Genomic DNA, 19779 nt, shown 5'->3' with positions numbered 1-19779 from the left:
TTGATAGTGGGAAATGAATAACCTAATTAGGGGGACAAGACAGTGAAAAAGTTTGTGAAAAAAGCATGGCCATTTGCAGTTGTGGCGTCGTTAGCAGTTACTTCGGTGGCAACATGGAATTTTACTCGTTCTAGTGAAGTAAATGCAGATGAGAGCGGAAGCAATGCAAAGATTAAAAATGTTATTGTGTTAATTGGAGATGGTATGGGTCCTTCATACATGACGGCTCATCGTTATATGAAAGATAATCCAAAAACATTCGAGATGGAATCTACAGAGTTTGATAAGCATCTTGTAGGAACACAAAAGACATATCCGGAAGATGAACATGAAAATATCACAGACTCTGCATCAGCAGCAACAGCTATGTCAGCAGGAATTAAAACATATAATGCGGCAATTGCAGTTGATAATGATAAAGCAGAAGTGAAAACTGTTCTTGAACAAGCGAAAGAAAAAGGGAAATCAACGGGACTTGTTGCTACTTCTGAAATTACACATGCAACACCAGCTGCTTTCGGTGCGCATGACATTAGTCGTAAAAATATGGACGCAATTGCAAATGATTATTTTGATGAAAAAATTAAAGGGAAGCATAAAGTAGACGTTATGCTTGGCGGCGGAGTAAATAACTTTGTTAGAAAAGATCGCAATCTTACAGAAGAATTTAAGAAATCTGGTTATAGCTATGTAACAGATCGTAATCAATTGTTAAATGATAAAAATGATCAAATTCTAGGTTTATTTGCACCAGGTGGTTTAGATAAAATGATTGACCGTACTGATAAAACACCTTCATTAGAAGAAATGACAAATGCAGCAATTGAGCGTTTGAACAAAAATAAAAATGGTTTCTTCTTAATGGTTGAAGGAAGTCAAATCGACTGGGCTGGACACGATAATGATATCGTGGGTGCAATGAGTGAAATGGAAGACTTTGAAAAAGCATTTAAAGCAGCGATTGAATTTGCGAAAAAAGATAAAAATACATTAGTCGTTGCAACGGCAGACCACGCTACTGGCGGATTATCTTTAGGTGCGAATGGCGAGTATAACTTTAAAGTAGATCCAATTAAAGCTGCAAAACGCACACCAGACTTCATGGCAAACGAGATTGCAAAAGGTGCAAATGTAGAAGAAACATTGAAAAAATATATTGATTTACAATTAACACCAGAAGAAATTAAAGCGGTGAATGATATTGCTCCTTCAAAAGATGTAACAAAGATTGATAACGCGATTGAGGATATTTTCAATAAGCGTTCGGTTACAGGCTGGACAACGGGCGGACATACAGGTGAAGATGTAAATGTATATGCATTTGGCCCAGGTAAATACTTGTTCTCTGGTGTTCAAGAGAATACAAATATTGCTAAACGTGTCTTTGATATTATCGGCGGTGGCGATCCGAATAAAGGAAGACGCTAATTATAAATGAAAGTGAGGCGAAATGCCTCACTTTTCTTTTTAGGGGATGGAAAGATGAGGGCTTTTTTCAAGGGGATAGGATCCCTTCTAATAGGTGCATTATTACTAGTTGGGTGTCAATCCAAGGAGAGTCATATAGAACAAAAATCTACTACTACAAAAGCTGAGGAAAAGGTACAAATAACGAAAGAAGAAGAGAAATCGATTCAAGATGTTATGGAGAAATTTGTACGGACAACAAATGAAAAAAATCTTGCTGAACATATGGAGTTATTTTCAAAGAAAATGCCTAGTGCTGAGGATTTAAAAACACAAAAAGAAGCAGCTTTTCAAAAGGGAAATAAGAAAATTGAATTGGAACATATAGACATGAAAGCTAGTAAAGCAGGGTATGTTGTTGTTGAGACAAAGGAAAAAGAAATAGAGGGCGAGATCACCCTTCAGAAGAAAGTACAGTATGCGCTTGGAAAAGAAGAGGATGGATGGAAAATTGAAGAGGTTCGCACGATAGGGAAGAAATAAAGTGAAACTTTAATCAGGGCGTCTTCCTGCCTGTAAATAGCGAAATAAAAAAGGTTCTCATTGGCGAGAACCTTTTTTTATAGTGGTAACATAATTTGATTTGAGCATGCTTCGATATCATCAATATCTTGGCGGATTGTTGCCATTTTATTATCGAGGTCTTCAGCCTTCATTGCTGCATCATGTAGTTCATCTTTTAAATACTCAGGTATTTTCCCTTCATATTTATAATAAAGTTTGTGTTCTAAACTTGCCCAGAAGTCCATTGCAAGTGTACGTAACTGAATTTCTGCAAAGACTTCTTTTGTACCAGAATTCAGTGATAAAGGATATTTAATAATCATGTGTAAACTTTTATAGCCGTTTCCTTTTGGATTAGCGATATAATCTTTTACCTCTATGATTTCCATGTCTTCACGCTTTTGAATGACTTCTTTTAAATGATAAATATCTTCTACGAAGCAACATGTAATACGAATGCCGATGATATCTTGTAAATGCGTCTGCGCATTTTCAATTGTCGGTAATAAATTTTTACGCTCAAGTTTTTTAATAATACTTTCAGGTTGCTTTAATCTTGTTTTTATATGTTCAAACGGGTTGTAATCCTCTAAAAATTGGGCTTCCCGGTTCATAATTTCAAATTTAGTTTTTAACTCTTCTAAAGCAAATGTATATGGTAGTACAAAAGCTTTCCAGTAGTTAACTGTTGATTGATTATATTCCATTTATATACACACCTTTTCCTATTTACAAGTGAGGTTGTTATTATACTAAATACCAAAGCATATAAGCGCAAGCAGCAAATGATGAGATCATAAAACGATATTTAGTTTTCATACTTTCAACTCCTTTCGAGTAAGATTCTATATGAATAAACGTGATTGTTAATAAGTTCACTATGTACAATTCCTATAGTAATAGATTCGTGTGAATTTCGTATGAACTAATTGTTTCAGATTTTTGTCTTTTTTTATAATTGACAAATGGAATAAAGTTATATAATGTATAAATCGTAATCATTACGTTTTAGTTTGCGATCTTTGAAAGAAAGGAGAATGACATATGCGTGTAAATATTACACTAGCTTGTACGGAGTGCGGTGATCGTAATTATATTTCTAAAAAAAATAAGCGAAATAATCCAGAGCGCATCGAATTAAAAAAATATTGTCCGCGATTAAAGCGAGTAACGTTACATCGTGAGACGAAGTAGAAGACTAGAGATAATCTCTAGTCTTTTTTATTTGTTATAATTACCTTAAATTGTAATAAGGGGAGAGGTATGATGAATCAAAAAGATAAAGCAAGAAAAGAGCAAGTGGCTCATATGATTGATATTCCAGATGATTATAGACTTGTTGTAGATGATGAAGAAGGCGTGGATGACCCATATCATCTATTATGGTGGGAGCATAAAGAGGATGAGGAGAGAACGATACAAATTACGTTGAATAGACATACTGGTAATTTAATTGAATTTAGTATAGATGATGAAAATTCTTTTTCGAGCGATATGAAAGCACTAGAGGAGAATAAAGCAAGAGAGATTGCAAATGCATTCTTAAAAAAATATACAAAAGAAGGATATGAGTTTTATACATATGAAACGGTTAAGGACTGCAGGTGTGGTCGGAAAGAAGTAAATTATATGCAAGAAGTGAATGGCTACCCATTGCCGAATACAGGGTGTGTTGTGCAAGTTCATCCTTCAGGTAATGTTGTGCATTTTCGTTATAATGGACAAAAAGCTATCCAGAAAAAACCTTTATGGCCAAGTGAAATCGTTGAAGAGAACGTCGTTTTAGAAAACTTGAAAGCTAGACAAGATATGAGACTTGTATTTGTGGATTTAACACACTCTTCATGTGAGTATGAAAATGGAGAGGAAGTAAAAGGGTACCATCTTGTATATGAACCAGAACCTAGTCATGCGTTTATTAAGGCAAGTACGGGAGAAAGTTTATTTGGACCAGAACATTATAAATTACCGCCGACAGTAGCTGTTGAAAAACCGAAAAAAGGTAACCGACAAGATGATATATTCGATTTGTTTGACTGGGATAAAGAAAGTTTTACAAAAGTAGCTGAGGCGGAAGATGATTATGAAATAAGGATGAAATTTGTTCCGAAAGAGGAATTACAGAAACAAAAAGAAGAAAAAAATCCATATTTAATGAATGAATTTTTTAAGAAGCATCTACCGATGTTAAAATATAATAATTTTGTTTGCATTATGATTGATAAGTCTACCAATGGATTAACTGGTTTTATAAAACTGACAGATGATAAAGAAGTAAAGCAAATATTGTCTAGAGAGGTATGTTTACAAAAAGCAGTTCAATTTTTGGAACAAGTTATTCCAGATGTCACACAATATCTACGTCTTTGGGAAGAACGTGAAGAAGCAGAAGATGGGATTGAAAGATTTATCTTTTCCGTATATGTGAATGGTATTCCAGCAGAGTGTAAGCAATTTATGGTCAACATCAATACAGAAAATGGAGCTGTGATGCATTATTCAGGAGAATCTAGCAACTTTATAAAAGAATTACTCACATACGAAACAATACCAAAAGTAACAAAGGAAACAGCGTTAGCGATATACAGAGGGGCCATGCGAGTTCATTTAGAATGGTTTTTAGAAAATGATGTAGAGGAAACGAACTACGAACTACTGTATAAACAAACGACGGATCAAAATTATAAAGAACCCTTCGAGTGTAGTCGAGAACTGCGTTATATTGATGCGCATACCGGGGAGAAAATTTGGAGTGAATACTAGTAAAAACCAATCGATACGTATCGATTGGTTTTTACTATGTTCTTAGAAGCATTTATCCCGCTTTAATGGGCAGTAAGACCCCCATCTCAAAATTCAGCGAAAGCAAAGAAGTTAGGTGGGGGATGAAGAAAACCCCCACTGATTAAAGTTTCACTTTATTAATTGCCGTTGAGTGGTTGAAGAATACCATCTTGAGCTTTTGACCAATTATATAGGTTTCCGTCAGATCCCACTGCAAAATTTAGAGCACGAGAGTTCTCAGGAGATTCGCGTCCGTATAAGACGTCGTATAGCTTAATACCATTTATTGTGCCAATTAGTTTGTCTTCGCTGGAGCCGTAACGAATTTCATTTGAGCGAGCTCCCATTCTTTTTTCTAGAACTTTTATAGCATCTTCACTTGTGAATGTAATAGTATCAGTTTGTTTATTTGGTTGCTTAGCTGGTTGTTGCTCTTTTTGTGTGTTTTTAGATTCTGCTTCAGGTTTTGTATTATTTTCAGTTTTTGGGTTGTTTTTAGTTGTTGAGTTGTTTTCAGCTTTTGAGTTGTTCTCAGTTTTTGAGTTGTTCTCAGCTTTTGAGTTGTTTTCAGCTTTTGAGTTGTTCTCAGCTTTTGAGTTGTTCTCAGCTTTTGAGTTGTTCTCAGTTTTTGAGTTGTTCTCGTTTTTTACATTGTTCTCAGCTTTTGCGCTGTCTTCAGTTTTTTTGCTATCTTCCGTTTTTGTACTGTCTTTTGATACAGCAGTATCTTGTTTAGTAGCTTCGGTTTTTGTAGGAGACGTTTGTTGTCCACAAGCTGAAAGTAAGAAAAATGATGATGTGAGTATTACAAGGTTTCTAATTTGTGACGTGGCGTATCGCATGAAAACACCTCTTTCAAAATTTTGGAATCTTACATATTGTAATACATTGGAAAAAATATTCAAGGTATGAAAGACGTATTTCGTTCGACAAAAAGCTAAGGATTCCATATTTATATCGTACAGACACAAACAACCTCACGCCCACATACACATAGTAAAGACCACTATTTTGGCGGAGGTGAAAGGTTTGAGTCTATTCGCCGCAATTGGATATATGGTTCGAGAAGTGTTTGTCTTTGTTTCTTATGTGAAGAATAATGCGTTTCCGCAGCCGTTATCATCAGACGATGAGAGAAAGTACTTAGAGTTAATGGAGCAAGGTGATGCTCAAGCGAGAAATCTGTTAATTGAACATAATTTACGGCTTGTAGCTCATATCGTTAAAAAATTTGAAAACACAGGGGAAGATGCAGAAGATTTAATTTCAATTGGTACAATTGGGCTCATTAAAGCAATCGAGAGCTATTCGGCAGGAAAAGGCACAAAACTTGCGACGTATGCAGCACGCTGTATTGAAAATGAAATTTTGATGCATTTACGTGTACTGAAAAAAACGAAAAAAGACGTTTCACTTCATGATCCAATCGGGCAAGATAAAGAGGGGAATGAAATATCGCTTATTGATATATTAAAATCAGAGTCTGAAGATGTAATTGATATGATCCAGCTTAGTATGGAGTTAGAAAAGATTAAAGAGTATATCGATATTTTAGACGAACGAGAGAAAGAAGTAATCGTGAAGCGTTTTGGACTGGGGCTTGATAAGGAGAAAACGCAACGAGAAATTGCAAAGGCACTTGGTATTTCCAGAAGCTACGTATCAAGAATTGAAAAGCGCGCTTTAATGAAAATGTTCCACGAATTTGTAAGAGCTGAGAAAGAGAAAAAAGCGAAAGAATAATGTATATTACAAGCGGCCTTATGTTAAAATGGGCTGCTTTTCTTTTTGCAAATAAGGAAGGAAAAAGAGTTGTGTTCAGAAGAAATCTATGTTCACTGTTGAAAATGACGGATTCTATCTGTAATATTAGAGGGTGCTAAACAATTTAAGAATAATACCATACTTAGTTTTCCGCATGTATAATATGGCAGTTCTATATGATATGTGGGAATAAGAACCAATTTTACATATGATATAGAAGGAAAAGAAGGGGAAGCTAAAGTTATAGACTGATTAGGAGGTTTCGCAATTTGCGACGTACATTATATCGACTTATGATCGAACTTACAAATGGTCGTTTTACTTCTTATATATTACGTAAATTTGCACAATCTCGTTTGAGCTCTATCATTATTCCATCGTATGCGAAAGTTTTTCAAATTAATCAAGATGAGATGGAAAAGGGTTTGAAGGAATATAGAACATTGCATGAACTATTTACACGTAAGCTAAAAGAAGGAAAGCGTAGTATTGATACAGATGCATCGAGTATCGTTAGTCCTGTTGATGGTGTTTTTGCTGATCACGGTCCTATTGAGGACACAAAAACATTTGATATTAAAGGAAAGCGTTATTCAATCGTGGATATGCTAGGTAATGAAGAACGTGCACAGCGATATGCAGGTGGTACATGCATGGTTATTTATTTAAGCCCAAGTCATTATCATCGTATTCATAGTCCGCTTTCTGGTTCCGTGACTGAAAGATTTGTACTCGGTAGAAAATCATATCCGGTAAATGCAGCTGGTATGGAATACGGGAAAGAGCCATTGTCAAAAAATTATCGCTCTGTTACAGAAGTAAATAGTGACGGTGAACATATGGCGCTTGTAAAAGTAGGAGCTATGTTTGTTAATAGTATTGAGCTGCTGCATGAAAGAGACACTGTTCAAAAAGGTGAAGAAATGGCATACTTTACATTTGGTTCAACAGTTGTGTTATTGTTTGAAAAAGATATGATAGAAGTAGTGCAGAATTTGAAGAGTGGACAAGAGCTTCGTCTTGGTGAAAAAATTGCTACTCGATTGGCTCATAAGTAAAGAAAACATTTTATAACTGTAAGTAAGAGTTATGGACAAAGATGCTTAATGATGAAATTCCCTAGATGGGAGTACTTGTTTATTCGAGAGCCATCGCAGGATGGCTCTTTTTACAAGTTAGCTAGTTAAGATTTCACTTTATATGTAATCAAGACGATTTGACAAGCTTGTCCTCTAATGAGCGTCTAATCATTTCTTGTTTTATAAGTAAAATGAAGTCGGGATTTAATTTTAGTTCTTTTGCTTTATAATAAGACTCAGTGAGTAACTCAGTAGATAACTGTTCCATATATTTTGTTTTCAAGGTGAGTCACCTCCTAATAATTTAAGGATTGATTCGTTGTTGCATTTAATGTACCAAAAAAATATGACAGTCACAAACGAGTGGTTATCCACATACCTAGGTGGATAAAATGTGTATAGATTGTTAGTAAATTCCAAATTGACTGAAAAATTAGTGTGGAAAATGTGTACAATTTTATCCACAGGTCATATATCGAAATATGTTGTCGAAAAATTTTTATGAAAACTCCTCAAAGAGGTGAAAGAAATTGAAGCTATTTTTACCAAACGAATACGTGAAAAATGTATATCATGTTCAACCAGAAGATTTGAAAAAACGTGGAATTAAAGGTGTTATTACTGATTTAGATAATACGTTAATTGAATGGGACCGTCCAAATGCAACGCCACAACTTGAAGAATGGTTTTTGAAAATGAAAGAGCAAGGCATTCAAGTAACGGTCGTTTCAAATAATAATGAGCAACGTGTGAAAGACTTTGCTGATCCATTAGGTATTCCGTTTATTCATAGTGCGCGCAAACCATTTGTTCGTGCATTTAAGCGTGCGATACAAGAGATGCAACTGCAACCAGATGAAGTTGTAGTAATTGGAGATCAGTTACTAACGGATGTTTTAGGTGGAAACCGAGTGGGACTTCATACGATTTTAGTTGTACCGGTAGCACAAACGGACGGATTAGTAACGCGCTTTAATCGAAAAATTGAACGAAGAATTATGAGAAATATGAAGAAAAAAGGTTTAATTAACTGGGAGGAATAAAGTTTGACTGAAACAATTAAATGTATTGGTTGCGGTGTAGAAATTCAAACAGAAGATAAAAATGAAGTAGGATATGCTCCTGCCTCATCTTTAGAGAAAGAACAAGTAATTTGTCAACGTTGTTTTCGCTTGAAGCATTACAACGAAATTCAAGATGTATCATTAACAGATGATGACTTCCTACGCATTCTAAACGGAATTGGAAAATCAGATGCATTAGTAGTTAAGATTGTAGATATTTTTGATTTTAATGGTAGCTGGTTACCTGGCTTACATCGTTTCGTCGGAAATAATAAAGTATTACTTGTTGGAAATAAAGCTGATTTAATACCTAAGTCAGTAAAACATGATAAAGTAAAGCATTGGATGCGCTATAGTGCAAAGCAGCTAGGATTAAAACCAGAAGATGTCTTTTTAATTAGTGCAGCAAAGGGACAAGGGATTGCTGAGCTGGCAGATGCTATTGAGTATTACCGCGGCGGAAAAGATGTTTACGTTGTTGGATGTACGAATGTAGGGAAATCAACATTTATTAATCGCATGATTAAAGAATTTAGTGATGAGACTGAAAATGTAATTACAACATCTCATTTCCCAGGAACAACACTTGATTTAATTGATATTCCGTTAGACGAAGAATCTTCTTTATATGATACGCCGGGTATTATTAACCACCATCAAATGGCTCATTATGTTGGAAAAGAAAGCTTAAAGCTTATTACACCAACAAAAGAAATTAAGCCAATGGTGTTCCAATTAAATGAAGAACAAACATTATTCTTCAGTGGATTGGCACGTTTTGATTATGTAAGTGGTGGTCGTCGTGCATTTACTTGTCACTTCTCGAATCGTTTAACAATCCATCGTACAAAGCTCGAGAAAGCAGATGAATTGTATAAAAATCATGCTGGGGATTTACTAAGCCCGCCAACACCAGAAGAATTAGAAAATATGCCAGAGTTAGTGAAATACGAATTTAATATTCGTGAACCAAAAACGGATGTTGTATTCTCTGGATTAGGATGGGTTACTGTGAACGAACCGGGAGCAAAAATTGTTGCACACGTACCAAAAGGAGTAAGTGTTTCATTGCGTAAATCTTTAATTTAATATGGAGAGGGATTTATGAAACAATTATATGGTGTAATCGGAAATCCAATTGGACATTCATTATCACCCGTTATGCATAACGATGCATTTGAACACTTGAATATGGATGCCCATTATCATGCATTTCTTGTTAAAGAGGAAGTGCTAGGGGAAGCAGTAAGAGGTTTAAAAGCATTAGGTATTTCAGGATTTAATGTAACAACTCCGCACAAAGTTGCTATTATGGATTATTTGGATGAGATTGACCCACTAGCAAAACAAATTGGTGCAGTAAATACAGTGGTTCATAAGGATGGAAAACTGATTGGCTACAATACAGATGGAATTGGTTTTGTCCGAGCATTGCAGTCAATTAGTAGTGAACCGCTTCAAGAGAAACGTATTTTATTGCTTGGCGCAGGTGGTGCTAGTCGAGCTATTTATTTTTCGCTTGCTGATGTAGGTGTGAAAGAGATTGATGTAGCTAATCGTACAGTAGATAAGGCGAAAGAACTTATTGCTGCGTGTACGGCTACTGTTCATTCTGTTGCTTTATCGCTAGAAAAAGCAACAGAAGAACAAGGGAATTATGATATTATCATTCAGACGACAACAATAGGTATGCATCCACGCGTCGAACATACGCCATTACAAATTTCTTCGTTAAAAAAAGGGACGATTGTATCAGATATCATTTATAATCCATTTGAAACGAAAATTTTATGTGAGGCAAAAGAGCAAGGTGCAGTGGTTCAAAATGGTATTGATATGTTTGTTTATCAAGGGGCACTTGCATTTGAAATGTGGACAGGGCGTGTACCGAATATCGATAGAATGAAACAATTAGTTATAAGAAAGCTTGGAGGCTAACATATATGTTAACAGGAAAACAAAAAAGATTTTTACGTGCACAAGCACATCATTTAACACCAATTTTTCAAGTAGGAAAAGGCGGAGTAAATGAAAATATGATTAAACAAATCGCAGATACTTTAGAAGTTCGTGAATTATTTAAAGTAAGTGTGCTACAAAACTGTGAATTCGATCGTCGTGAAGTTGCAGAAGAACTTGCACAAGGCGCACGTGCTGAAATCGTTCAAGTAATTGGAAGTACAATCGTTTTATACAAAGAATCTAGAGAAAATAAACAAATTAAACTTCCACGATAAAAAGACTAGCACACGCTATTTTTATCGTTAGTGTGTAATGATGTAGAGAGCGAAACCAATTGAACTTTTATTAACAGTGAACTCTCTTCGGATAGGAATGAAGAGAGTTGCTGTACGTAAAAGGAAGGGGCGTTTCTTTTGAGAAAAATTGGCATCATTGGCGGTACATTTGATCCGCCACATTATGGTCATTTGCTAATTGCAAATGAAGTATATCATGCTTTGAATTTAGAAGAAGTATGGTTCTTACCGAACCAAATTCCACCGCATAAACAAGGGCGGAATATTACAAGTGTAGAAAATCGCTTGCAAATGTTAGAGCTTGCGACTGAGGCGGAAGAACATTTTTCTATTTGTTTAGAAGAGCTAAGCAGGAAGGGCCCATCTTATACGTATGACACTATGTTACAATTGACGAAGAAGTATCCGGATGTGCAGTTTCACTTTATTATTGGTGGAGATATGGTTGAGTATTTACCGAAGTGGTATAACATTGAAGCGTTATTTGATCTTGTAACGTTTGTAGGGGTTGCGCGACCTGGTTATACATTGCGTACACCTTATCCTATCACCACTGTGGAAATTCCGGAGTTTGCAGTTTCTTCATCTTTATTGCGTGAGAGATATAAAGAGAAGAGAACATGTAAATATTTACTTCCTGAAAAAGTACAGGTGTATATCGAGAGGAATGGGTTGTATGAATCGTGAGAAAGCACTTCATATTGTCAAACAACAAATGCATGAAAAACGTTATATACACACAATTGGTGTAATGGAGACAGCAATTGAACTTGCTAAGTTATACGGTGTGGATGAAAAAAAGGCTGAAGTTGCAGCTATATTCCATGATTATGCGAAGTGTAGAGCGATTTCTGAGATGGAAGAGATTATTAAAAGTGAAGATTTGCCGAAAGATTTACTTTGTTATAACAAAGAGTTATGGCATGCACCTGTTGGGGCATACTTAGTAGAAAAAGAAGTAGGCATTACGGATCCCGAAATCCTGCAAGCTATTACATATCATACAAGTGGTCATGAGAACATGACGATGTTAGATAAAGTAATTTATGTAGCTGATTACATTGAGCCTGGGCGAAAGTTTCCAGGTGTGGAGGAAGCTCGTAAACTCGCATATATGGATATAAATCAAGCTTTATTATTTGCGTTAAAGCGAACAATTCAATTTTTAATGGAAAAAAATCAAACGATTTATCCATTAACATTCCAAACATACAACGCAGTTATCAAGGAGGAAATTAGTAAATGAACGATAAAGATTTATTAGTATTAGCAGCAAAAGCAGCTGATGATAAGAGAGCAGAAGATATGGTTGTCCTAAATATGCAAGGTATTTCACCAATTGCAGATTATTTTATTATTTGTCACGGTAACTCAGATAAGCAAGTGCAAGCAATTGCGCGTGAAATTAAATCAAAAGCACATGAGTTCCAAATCGACGTACAACGTATGGAAGGTTTTGACGAAGCACGTTGGGTATTAGTTGATCTTGGAGATGTAGTTGCTCATGTATTCCATAAAGATGAGCGTAATCACTATAATTTAGAGCGTCTTTGGGGCGATGTGCCGCGTGAAGATATTACAGACGAGCTAGACCAATGAAATACGAACAATTTGCATTGTTGTACGACGAACTAATGAATGATGTTCCTTATGATAAATGGGTGGAATTCACAGAGGAAAGTTTACAGCAAGCGGATATGAAAGAGGCGAAGATTCTTGATGTAGCATGCGGTACTGGTAATGTAACACTTCCGCTTGTACAAAAGGGTTACGATTTAATCGGTGTCGATCTTTCAGAAGAAATGTTAACGGTCGCTCAGCAAAAACTAGGCGGAGAAGGACATTTTATTCCTTTTTACCAACAAGACATGCGAGAGCTAGATGTTCCGGGTGAGTTCGACTGTGTAACGATCTTTTGTGATTCATTAAATTATGTATTGCAAGAAGATGGAGTACAAGAAACATTTCGAAGAGTGTTTCACCATTTACGTCAAGATGGTTTGTTTTTATTTGATGTGCATTCTTTATATAAAATACATCATGTATTTCAAAATGAAACATACACAGTGAATGGAGAAGAAATATCTCTTATTTGGAATTGCTTCCCTGGTGAAGAATCAAATAGTGTAGAACATGACTTAACATTCTTTGTTCAAGACCCAGAAGAAGATGTGTACCATCGTTTTGACGAATGTCACGTGCAACGTGCATATCCGGTTGAAGAGTTAACGAAATGGCTTGAAGAAGCTGGTTTTACAGTGCTTCGCGTGACCGGTGACTTCGAGCGACTTGAAGTTACAGAACAAACAGAGCGTATTTTCTTCATGGCGAAGAAAAACGGATAAAACAAAAGCAACCGAGGAGGTTGCTTTTGTTTTGTAAAGAAGATGTAATTTTCGTTCTAACATAATAAGAAGATGATATACGTGAAGTATGGAAATGCTAGTTTAAGTAAAGATGTAATGTAAAAAAGTAAATATTTATAAAAAGGATTTGGAATGACGATGACGTATTTATTATGTGTGTTTATTGAATTGCTGATCAACGCAGTTTAAATCTTCATCAAATTTCTCGTGTGTCCGCTCAATTAATTTATGAAACATATCCCCAACATGTTCTTCTAAAACACGAATGCCTTCTCCTGTAACGCCGCCTTTAACACATACTTTTTCTTGTAAAGTAGGCAGTGTGAAAATCCCTTTTTCAAGTAGTTTCCCCATTCCAACGACCATTTCACTTACTAAAGTAGTGGCTTCTTCATGTGTAATATTTGTTTTATCTACAGCAGCGTTAATGAAAGATTGTAATAAATAACTAAAGAATGCAGGGCCGCAGCTCGCTATATCAGATGAAACGCGCGTTATATCTTCTTTTATTACAAGGGGAGTAGAAATGTTTTTGAATAGGCGAAATAGTTTCTGTTGCCACTCTTCAGAGCATTTACTTCCGAATGTAAATAGTGATGCGCCAGACAGCGCGCGGTTTGTAATACTCGGAATGATTCGTGCAACGTGGCAAGGTACAAGTGTCTCTAATTGTGATGGAGATATTGGACTTGTGATAGAAACTAAGCACTTTTCATCAGAAAAATGTTCAGCGTACTTTTGTAAGATCGGGTATATATCTATCGGTTTTACACAAATAAAAATAAGATGCGATCGTTCAATTACCTCATCAATAGTTTTGGCTATATGAACAGAAGGGTATTTTTCCTTTATATGATATGCTTTGGCGGGCGTTCGATTAATGATTGTAAGGCACGAAGGTTTGACAACACGGGTTTCTAAAAATGCATCGATTAGTATATTCCCCATGTTTCCTGTCCCTATAATTCCTATGTTCAATGTTTCATCCCTCCTTCGTAACAGCTTTCTCCTAAACAATATGAATGATGTTATAAATTTATGATTAGAGGTGAAAAATGATGTGGGATTTTCCAAAGAAATGGTTGGGATTAGTAGCTATTATTGGAACTGTACTTTTTCTTCTGTTTTGGAAAACAAACCAGTACACAGAGCGAGCGGTCATTGCAACGGATGTGCAAGCGAAAGAGATAGAGAAAAAAAGTAAACCGAAAATATCGGATACAAAAGAGCAGAAAAAAATAATTGTAATTGATATGAAAGGGGCTGTTGTTAAAGAGGGGGTCTATGAAATGAAAGAAGGGGATCGGGTCAAGGATGCCATTGAAAAGGCAGGCGGTTTTTTACCCGAGGCAGATAGGATGAAGGTAAATTTAGCACAGATGGTACAAGATCAAATGATCCTTTATGTACCGAATAAAAACGAACAAGTACAAGAAGTTACGGCTGCCTTAAAGGGAGAGGGGAAAGTTCAAATAAATGCAGCTTCTAAAGAACAACTTGAAAAAATTACAGGCATTGGTTCTCGGAAAGCAGAAAGTATTTTGAAATATCGAGAGGAACATGGTCCGTTTCAGAAAATAGAAGATTTGTTAGAGATCGATGGGATCGGCGTGAAGTCATTGGAAAAAATAAAAGATCAAATTATTATTCCGTAAAAGATTGACGAAGTTTTTCTTCATTCGCTACACTACAAGTAGACAAAAAAGTAGGTGAAAAAGATGGAACGAATTTCATGGGATCAATATTTTATGACGCAAAGCCATTTGCTATCTTTACGTAGTACATGTACAAGGCTTGCAGTAGGAGCGACAATCGTTCGTGATAAACGAATTATTGCTGGTGGATATAATGGCTCAATTAAAGGTGGCGTGCATTGCATAGATGACGGATGCTACGTTATTGATAATCATTGCGTTCGTACAATTCACGCAGAAATGAATGCTTTATTACAATGTGCAAAGTTTGGTGTGAAAACGGAGGAAGCGGAAATTTATGTTACGCATTTCCCTTGTTTGCAATGTTGTAAGGCGATTATTCAAAGTGGTATTACGGCAGTTTATTATGCGCAGGATTATAAAAATCATCCATATGCAGTAGAGTTATTTGAAAAAGCGAATGTAAAGGTAAAACACGTTCCACTAGAATATGATATTGCAGCATTAGAGGATCAAAAGCGTCATATCGAGTTAAAAGAACTATTTGCATCTTTAGAAAAAGAGAACTTATCGATGGAAGAATTACAGCATGTATTCACGAAAGCAAAAATGATGCTATAAGGAGTGAGTATAAGTTGCATGGACAATGGGGCTATGTTGCAATCTCATTTATAATAGGGATTGCAATTGCCTTTTCCACTTCAGTTTTAGTGCTGACTTGTTGTCTCGTTTTGTATGTTTTCTTTTGTTTATATCGTACTTCGCGTAAAACCTTCCTATATTGTATGATAGCGTGTTTTAGTGGCGCTATGTACACTACGTATGTTCAAGGGCAAAACAAGCCTTTAGGAGAGTCCTACGAAGCTACAAGAGGGGTGATACACAATACACCTCTTATTAACGGGGATCGCCTATCATTTCAAGTTGAAGATCAGAATAAAAATATAGTGCAGTTAAGTTACAAAATTAAATCAGCCTCGGAAAAGAAACAACTGCGACAATTACATGCAGGAGTATCATGTGTATTCGAAGGGGAGAGGAAAGAACCACCAATAGCTCGGAATTTTCATGGTTTTAATTATCGTGATTATTTGTATAAGCAAAATATTCATTTCATATTGGAGGCTACATATATTTCTGAATGCCATAAAACATCGTTGTCACTCGTGCAATGGATTCTTCTTTTGAGACAACAAGTGATCTCGGGAGTTACAGAAATGTTTCCGGCGCAATCAGGTGCTTTTATGAATGCGTTAGTATTTGGTGATAGACAACAAATGACATTTGAAGTTGAAGAGCAATATCAGCAATTTGGTCTTGTACATTTGTTGGCGATTTCAGGATCGCATATCGTATTGTTAATGGTGATTGTGTATTTTATTTTGCTAAGAAGTGGTGTGACGAGAGAGATAGCGACAGTATGTCTTATCTTTTGCATTCCTCTATATATGATTTTAGCAGGAGCATCCCCGTCTGTTATAAGAGCTTCTATAACAGGGGTTTTCATGTTGATTGCTTTCATATGTTCTATTCGTTTATCTAGCTTAGATGCTTTAAGTGCCACAGCTATATGTATGCTTATATTTGATCCGTATCTTGTTTTTAATATCGGCTTTCAGTTTTCTTTCGTTGGTAGTTTTGCTTTACTTTTATCAGCCCCGCTTTTACTAGAGAGTAGTAATGGAGTAATCCGAAATTCCATTTATATTTCTCTTATTTCACAAATCGTTAGTACTCCGATTTTGTTATATCACTTCGGTTATTTTTCCCCATATAGTATTTTTCTTAATATCATATACGTTCCGTTTTTATCTCTCATTGTATTGCCGTGTAGTATTATTATTTTGGTATGCATACCAATCGTCCCATTTCTTGCAAAAGGACTTGCGAATGTACTATCGATAGGTTTGAATCTTTCTAATGATTTTCTAATTCATTGTGAAAATTTACCGTTTATTCGCTTTGTTTTCGGACAAACGCCTTTACTTCTTGTAGCTCTATATTGCGCGAGTATTGTTAGTATATTGATGGTTTGGGAAAGGCGAGTGTCGAAGAAAATTATGTTCATAGCTTCGGGTATATTTCTTTTTGTTTGTACATGTCATTATGTATATCCGTATTTTCGAGAAAGTGGGAGTGTGACATTTCTTGATGTTGGACAGGGAGACGCAATATTAATTCGCCTCCCGTATGACAAAGAGATTTATCTTATTGATACTGGTGGAACAATTCGTGTAAATAAGGAAGAATGGCAACGGAAAAAGCATGAATTTTCTGTTGGAAATGATATTTTAATCCCTTATTTACAAAAGGAAGGGATTAAAACAATCGATAAATTAATCGTAACGCACGGAGATGCGGATCATATAGGTGCTGCGCAAGAGTTATTATCAAATATAACTGTAAAAGAAGTTGTATTTGGCCGAAAAGAACAAGAGGCGGTATTAGAAAAAGTGTTAAAGAAACAGGCGTTAGAAAAGGAAGTGAAAATAAGTGAAATGGGGGAAGGAGAGAGTTGGAGTGTAAATGAAGCGGAATTTTTTGTGTTAGCTCCAACAGGAAAAGCAAGAAGTGAAAATAACGCTTCAATTGTAATATGGGCAAAATTAGGAGGGTTAACGTGGCTGTTTACGGGTGATTTAGAAGAAGAAGGAGAGCGGTTTTTAGTAGCTACGTATCCAGATTTACGGGCCGATGTTTTAAAGGTTGCTCATCATGGGAGTAACACGTCATCTATAGCGCCTTTTTTGAGCGCTGTAAAGCCTGATGTAGCGATTATTTCTGTCGGTGAACGTAATAGGTATGGGCATCCTCATAAGGAAGTTATAGAGCGTTTTGAGAAGATGGGGATTGAAATATGGCGTACAGATAAGCAGGGCGCCATTTCCTATGTTTTTAAAGCGGAACACGGAACCTTTCGTAGCAAAATCACATATGATGAAACACATAATAGATAAAAAAGAAGACTGCCAGTAAGCAGCAGTCTTTAAGAGCCGATAAATTTAATAACAGTTGCAATGATGAAAAGTGTTGCGAAAAAACCAAATGAGACGATAAATCCTACCCCTGAATCAATAGCGTCATTGCGTTTACTTTGAACGTTTTGTTCAAAATCATTCATTTAGAATCCCTCCCCAACATTCCACTTTAGTATAAAATATTGTCAGAAAAAAATCTACAATTTCCAGTGTGAAGAGAAATCGAGCGTTCTTACTACTTTTAGATCATGAAGGAACGTGAGTTTTTTGTTTCCAAGCATGTTAACAGTTGGCACTTATACTCGAATTTTTATTGTGAATAATAAAGGGAAGGTGATTACCGCACACCAATAAGAAACCCGGGACTTATTGCGTGGCGTTTAATATAAATAAAGGGACGGGTTATACAGCCTGTTCCTTTGTACTTGTAAAACGAAAGCTAGGGCATTAGTATAAATATATATTGCCAAGTTAGGGAGTAGGAAAAAGTATGAGTGATGTACATAAAAAGATTAAAAAAAAGCAGTTTGCTCCGTTGTATTTAGTGTATGGAACGGAAGCGTTTTTTATAAATGAAACGATAAAGCTTATTACAACAGAAGCGCTTGAAGAGGAAGATCGCGAGTTTAATGTTGTGACATACGATTTAGAAGAAGCATATTTAGAAGATGTGGTTGAGGATGCACGTACACTTCCTTTTTTCGGAGAACGTAAAGTGCTATTAATAAAATCACCACTATTTTTAACTTCACAAAAAGAAAAGTTAGAGCAAAATATAAAAATTTTGGAAGAATATATTGGGGAGCCGTCTCCATTTTCTATTCTTGTTTTTGTTGCGCCTTATGAAAAACTTGATGAACGAAAAAAAATTACAAAATTATTAAAGAAAACAGCGGACGTAGTAGAAGCGAATGCGATGCAAGTGCAGGATGTTCAGAAGTGGATTGTGGCTCGTGCAGATGAAGTGCACGTGCATATTGATAATGCAGCTGTTAGTTTGTTGTTAGAGCTTGTGGGAAGTAATGTAACGATGTTGGCGAAGGAAATGGACAAGTTAACGTTATACGTCGGTATGGGCGGAGAGATTAGCCCGAAACTTGTTGCAGAACTGGTGCCAAAATCAGTTGAGCAAAATGTGTTTGCTTTGACAGAAAAAGTGGTAAAAAAAGATATCGCGGGTGCGATGCAAATATTGGATGGATTATTTACGCAGCAAGAAGAACCCATTAAACTGCTTGCATTATTAGTAAGTCAATTCCGCTTGCTGCATCAAGTGAAAGAGTTACAGCAGCGTGGTTATGGACAAAATCAAATTGCGTCTCATATTGGTGTGCATCCATATCGTGTAAAGTTAGCGATGAATCAAACGAAGTTTTTCTCTTTTGAAGAATTAAAAAAAGTGATTATAGAATTAGCGGAAGCTGATTATAGTATGAAAACTGGAAAAATGGATAAGAAACTTGTGCTTGAGTTTTTCTTAATGCGGTTAAATCATATGTAATGAAACAAAAAGTTCACGTGCTTAGCACGTGAACTTTTTTGTATATAAAAAAACGATCCAAATGGATCGTTTTTTAAACGCCTTACGCGTTTACTTGTTTCGCTAAGCGAGATTTTTGACGAGCTGCAGCGTTTTGGTGGATAAGACCTTTACGAGCTGCTTTGTCAAGTTTTTTAGAAGCAGTTTTGAAAGCTTCTTTAGCATTTTCAAGATCGTTATTAGTAACTAAAGCTTCTACAGTTTTAACAGCAGAACGCATGTCAGACTTGATAGAAGCGTTATGTGAACGACGCTCTTCGCTAAGTTTAGCGCGTTTGATAGCAGATTTGATGTTTGCCATACTTTTCACCTCCCTGGTG

At 35.9% G+C, this 19779-nt stretch carries 24 protein-coding genes; 18 read left to right on the top strand and 6 right to left on the bottom strand.

Translation table 11 applies throughout. From position 1 onward, the window contains the following. The first annotated feature begins 42 nt into the window (after positions 1–42). Positions 43–1428 (top strand): alkaline phosphatase, encoded by a 1386-nt coding sequence (locus tag MHB74_RS21355; RefSeq protein WP_061677265.1) that lies wholly within the window; start codon positions 43–45, stop codon positions 1426–1428. Positions 1429–1482: 54 nt separating this feature from the next. Continuing rightward, positions 1483–1950 carry a hypothetical protein gene (locus MHB74_RS21350; protein WP_061677267.1) on the top strand — a complete coding sequence of 156 codons (468 nt, stop codon included), beginning with the start codon at positions 1483–1485 and terminating at the stop codon, positions 1948–1950. Positions 1951–2027: 77 nt separating this feature from the next. Here MHB74_RS21350 and MHB74_RS21345 read toward each other — a convergent pair whose 3' ends face one another. After that, a complete protein-coding gene (locus MHB74_RS21345) occupies positions 2028–2678 on the bottom strand; it encodes a GTP pyrophosphokinase (protein ID WP_001978618.1) in 651 nt (216 codons plus the stop codon). A gap of 337 nt (positions 2679–3015) precedes the next feature. Between MHB74_RS21345 and rpmG the strand changes: the two genes are divergently transcribed. Beyond that, complete coding sequence (rpmG, locus tag MHB74_RS21340) at positions 3016–3165, top strand: 50S ribosomal protein L33 (protein ID WP_001265617.1); 150 nt, start codon at positions 3016–3018, stop codon at positions 3163–3165. A gap of 72 nt (positions 3166–3237) precedes the next feature. After that, complete coding sequence (locus MHB74_RS21335) at positions 3238–4734, top strand: YcdB/YcdC domain-containing protein (protein WP_061677269.1); 1497 nt, start codon at positions 3238–3240, stop codon at positions 4732–4734. Between the two features lie 158 nt (positions 4735–4892). Here the strand turns inward: MHB74_RS21335 and MHB74_RS21330 are convergent, their stop codons facing one another. Continuing rightward, positions 4893–5597, bottom strand: coding sequence for a hypothetical protein (locus MHB74_RS21330; RefSeq protein WP_061677271.1), 705 nt, complete (start codon positions 5595–5597; stop codon positions 4893–4895). A gap of 187 nt (positions 5598–5784) precedes the next feature. Here MHB74_RS21330 and sigK point away from each other — a divergent pair, with 187 nt between their 5' ends. Then, entirely contained in the window at positions 5785–6498 is a 714-nt protein-coding gene (sigK, locus tag MHB74_RS21325; RefSeq protein WP_000051382.1) for an RNA polymerase sporulation sigma factor SigK, read from the top strand. Positions 6499–6788: 290 nt separating this feature from the next. Then, on the top strand, positions 6789–7577 hold the full coding sequence (locus tag MHB74_RS21320; protein WP_061677272.1) for a phosphatidylserine decarboxylase: 789 nt from the start codon (positions 6789–6791) through the stop codon (positions 7575–7577). A gap of 148 nt (positions 7578–7725) precedes the next feature. Here the strand turns inward: MHB74_RS21320 and MHB74_RS21315 are convergent, their stop codons facing one another. Beyond that, complete coding sequence (locus MHB74_RS21315) at positions 7726–7881, bottom strand: sporulation histidine kinase inhibitor Sda (protein ID WP_000853283.1); 156 nt, start codon at positions 7879–7881, stop codon at positions 7726–7728. 247 nt (positions 7882–8128) lie between these two features. On the opposite strand from MHB74_RS21315, the gene MHB74_RS21310 reads away from it, so the two are divergent. From MHB74_RS21310 to MHB74_RS21275, 8 genes are all read left to right on the top strand, one after another. Continuing rightward, positions 8129–8641, top strand: coding sequence for a YqeG family HAD IIIA-type phosphatase (locus MHB74_RS21310; protein ID WP_000765309.1), 513 nt, complete (start codon positions 8129–8131; stop codon positions 8639–8641). A 3-nt stretch (positions 8642–8644) separates the two neighbouring features. Further along, a complete protein-coding gene (gene yqeH, locus MHB74_RS21305; RefSeq protein ID WP_000140794.1) occupies positions 8645–9751 on the top strand; it encodes a ribosome biogenesis GTPase YqeH in 1107 nt (368 codons plus the stop codon). A 15-nt stretch (positions 9752–9766) separates the two neighbouring features. Then, positions 9767–10600, top strand: a complete 834-nt coding sequence (aroE, locus tag MHB74_RS21300; RefSeq protein WP_061677273.1) for a shikimate dehydrogenase — start codon at positions 9767–9769, stop codon at positions 10598–10600. Positions 10601–10605: 5 nt separating this feature from the next. Beyond that, positions 10606–10899, top strand: coding sequence for a ribosome assembly RNA-binding protein YhbY (gene yhbY, locus MHB74_RS21295; protein ID WP_000955226.1), 294 nt, complete (start codon positions 10606–10608; stop codon positions 10897–10899). A 138-nt stretch (positions 10900–11037) separates the two neighbouring features. After that, positions 11038–11607, top strand: a complete 570-nt coding sequence (gene nadD, locus MHB74_RS21290) for a nicotinate-nucleotide adenylyltransferase (protein ID WP_061677274.1) — start codon at positions 11038–11040, stop codon at positions 11605–11607. Further along, entirely contained in the window at positions 11597–12166 is a 570-nt protein-coding gene (gene yqeK, locus MHB74_RS21285) for a bis(5'-nucleosyl)-tetraphosphatase (symmetrical) YqeK (protein ID WP_061677275.1), read from the top strand. The genes nadD and yqeK overlap by 11 nt, the downstream gene beginning before the upstream one ends. Beyond that, positions 12163–12519, top strand: coding sequence for a ribosome silencing factor (gene rsfS, locus MHB74_RS21280; protein WP_061677276.1), 357 nt, complete (start codon positions 12163–12165; stop codon positions 12517–12519). Before yqeK ends, rsfS begins: the two co-directional genes overlap by 4 nt. Next, the gene (locus MHB74_RS21275) at positions 12516–13265 is read left to right on the top strand and encodes a class I SAM-dependent DNA methyltransferase (RefSeq protein WP_000873065.1); all 750 of its coding nucleotides are present in this window, start codon (positions 12516–12518) and stop codon (positions 13263–13265) included. Before rsfS ends, MHB74_RS21275 begins: the two co-directional genes overlap by 4 nt. Before the next feature lie 171 nt (positions 13266–13436). Here the strand turns inward: MHB74_RS21275 and comER are convergent, their stop codons facing one another. Then, positions 13437–14264, bottom strand: a complete 828-nt coding sequence (comER, locus tag MHB74_RS21270) for a late competence protein ComER (RefSeq protein WP_061677278.1) — start codon at positions 14262–14264, stop codon at positions 13437–13439. A 77-nt stretch (positions 14265–14341) separates the two neighbouring features. On the opposite strand from comER, the gene MHB74_RS21265 reads away from it, so the two are divergent. The 3 genes from MHB74_RS21265 to MHB74_RS21255 all read left to right on the top strand — a co-directional run bounded on the left by MHB74_RS21265 (position 14342) and on the right by MHB74_RS21255 (position 17898). Further along, positions 14342–14941, top strand: a complete 600-nt coding sequence (locus tag MHB74_RS21265; protein WP_061677280.1) for a helix-hairpin-helix domain-containing protein — start codon at positions 14342–14344, stop codon at positions 14939–14941. A gap of 63 nt (positions 14942–15004) precedes the next feature. After that, entirely contained in the window at positions 15005–15562 is a 558-nt protein-coding gene (locus MHB74_RS21260) for a ComE operon protein 2 (RefSeq protein ID WP_061677282.1), read from the top strand. A 14-nt stretch (positions 15563–15576) separates the two neighbouring features. After that, on the top strand, positions 15577–17898 hold the full coding sequence (locus tag MHB74_RS21255) for a DNA internalization-related competence protein ComEC/Rec2 (protein ID WP_061677284.1): 2322 nt from the start codon (positions 15577–15579) through the stop codon (positions 17896–17898). A 29-nt stretch (positions 17899–17927) separates the two neighbouring features. Here the strand turns inward: MHB74_RS21255 and MHB74_RS21250 are convergent, their stop codons facing one another. Then, positions 17928–18062 carry a YqzM family protein gene (locus tag MHB74_RS21250; RefSeq protein ID WP_000997609.1) on the bottom strand — a complete coding sequence of 45 codons (135 nt, stop codon included), beginning with the start codon at positions 18060–18062 and terminating at the stop codon, positions 17928–17930. A 347-nt stretch (positions 18063–18409) separates the two neighbouring features. Between MHB74_RS21250 and holA the strand changes: the two genes are divergently transcribed. Further along, positions 18410–19420: a DNA polymerase III subunit delta gene (holA, locus tag MHB74_RS21245; RefSeq protein ID WP_061677286.1), complete on the top strand. Its 1011-nt coding sequence runs from the start codon at positions 18410–18412 to the stop codon at positions 19418–19420. An 82-nt stretch (positions 19421–19502) separates the two neighbouring features. Here the strand turns inward: holA and rpsT are convergent, their stop codons facing one another. Continuing rightward, the gene (gene rpsT, locus MHB74_RS21240) at positions 19503–19760 is read right to left on the bottom strand and encodes a 30S ribosomal protein S20 (protein WP_001274014.1); all 258 of its coding nucleotides are present in this window, start codon (positions 19758–19760) and stop codon (positions 19503–19505) included. Positions 19761–19779 lie beyond the last annotated feature (19 nt).

The organism is Bacillus sp. FSL K6-0069, assembly GCF_038007785.1.
GTDB lineage: Bacteria > Bacillota > Bacilli > Bacillales > Bacillaceae_G > Bacillus_A > Bacillus_A mobilis.
Note: the sequence above shows the minus strand (reverse complement) of the source record. Positions and strands in the feature narration are given on the sequence as shown.

What these genes read in the sequence shown, in the direction of transcription:
- MHB74_RS21350 (WP_061677267.1), top strand. Translation starts at nt 1,483, where the DNA reads ATGAGGGCTTTTTTCAAGGGGATAGGATCCCTTCTAATAGGTGCATTA.
- MHB74_RS21345 (WP_001978618.1), bottom strand. Translation starts at nt 2,678, where the DNA reads ATGGAATATAATCAATCAACAGTTAACTACTGGAAAGCTTTTGTACTA.
- rpmG (WP_001265617.1), top strand. Translation starts at nt 3,016, where the DNA reads ATGCGTGTAAATATTACACTAGCTTGTACGGAGTGCGGTGATCGTAAT.
- MHB74_RS21335 (WP_061677269.1), top strand. Translation starts at nt 3,238, where the DNA reads ATGAATCAAAAAGATAAAGCAAGAAAAGAGCAAGTGGCTCATATGATT.
- MHB74_RS21330 (WP_061677271.1), bottom strand. Translation starts at nt 5,597, where the DNA reads ATGCGATACGCCACGTCACAAATTAGAAACCTTGTAATACTCACATCA.
- aroE (WP_061677273.1), top strand. Translation starts at nt 9,767, where the DNA reads ATGAAACAATTATATGGTGTAATCGGAAATCCAATTGGACATTCATTA.
- yhbY (WP_000955226.1), top strand. Translation starts at nt 10,606, where the DNA reads ATGTTAACAGGAAAACAAAAAAGATTTTTACGTGCACAAGCACATCAT.
- yqeK (WP_061677275.1), top strand. Translation starts at nt 11,597, where the DNA reads ATGAATCGTGAGAAAGCACTTCATATTGTCAAACAACAAATGCATGAA.
- rsfS (WP_061677276.1), top strand. Translation starts at nt 12,163, where the DNA reads ATGAACGATAAAGATTTATTAGTATTAGCAGCAAAAGCAGCTGATGAT.
- MHB74_RS21275 (WP_000873065.1), top strand. Translation starts at nt 12,516, where the DNA reads ATGAAATACGAACAATTTGCATTGTTGTACGACGAACTAATGAATGAT.
- MHB74_RS21265 (WP_061677280.1), top strand. Translation starts at nt 14,342, where the DNA reads ATGATGTGGGATTTTCCAAAGAAATGGTTGGGATTAGTAGCTATTATT.
- MHB74_RS21260 (WP_061677282.1), top strand. Translation starts at nt 15,005, where the DNA reads ATGGAACGAATTTCATGGGATCAATATTTTATGACGCAAAGCCATTTG.
- MHB74_RS21250 (WP_000997609.1), bottom strand. Translation starts at nt 18,062, where the DNA reads ATGAATGATTTTGAACAAAACGTTCAAAGTAAACGCAATGACGCTATT.
- holA (WP_061677286.1), top strand. Translation starts at nt 18,410, where the DNA reads ATGAGTGATGTACATAAAAAGATTAAAAAAAAGCAGTTTGCTCCGTTG.
- rpsT (WP_001274014.1), bottom strand. Translation starts at nt 19,760, where the DNA reads ATGGCAAACATCAAATCTGCTATCAAACGCGCTAAACTTAGCGAAGAG.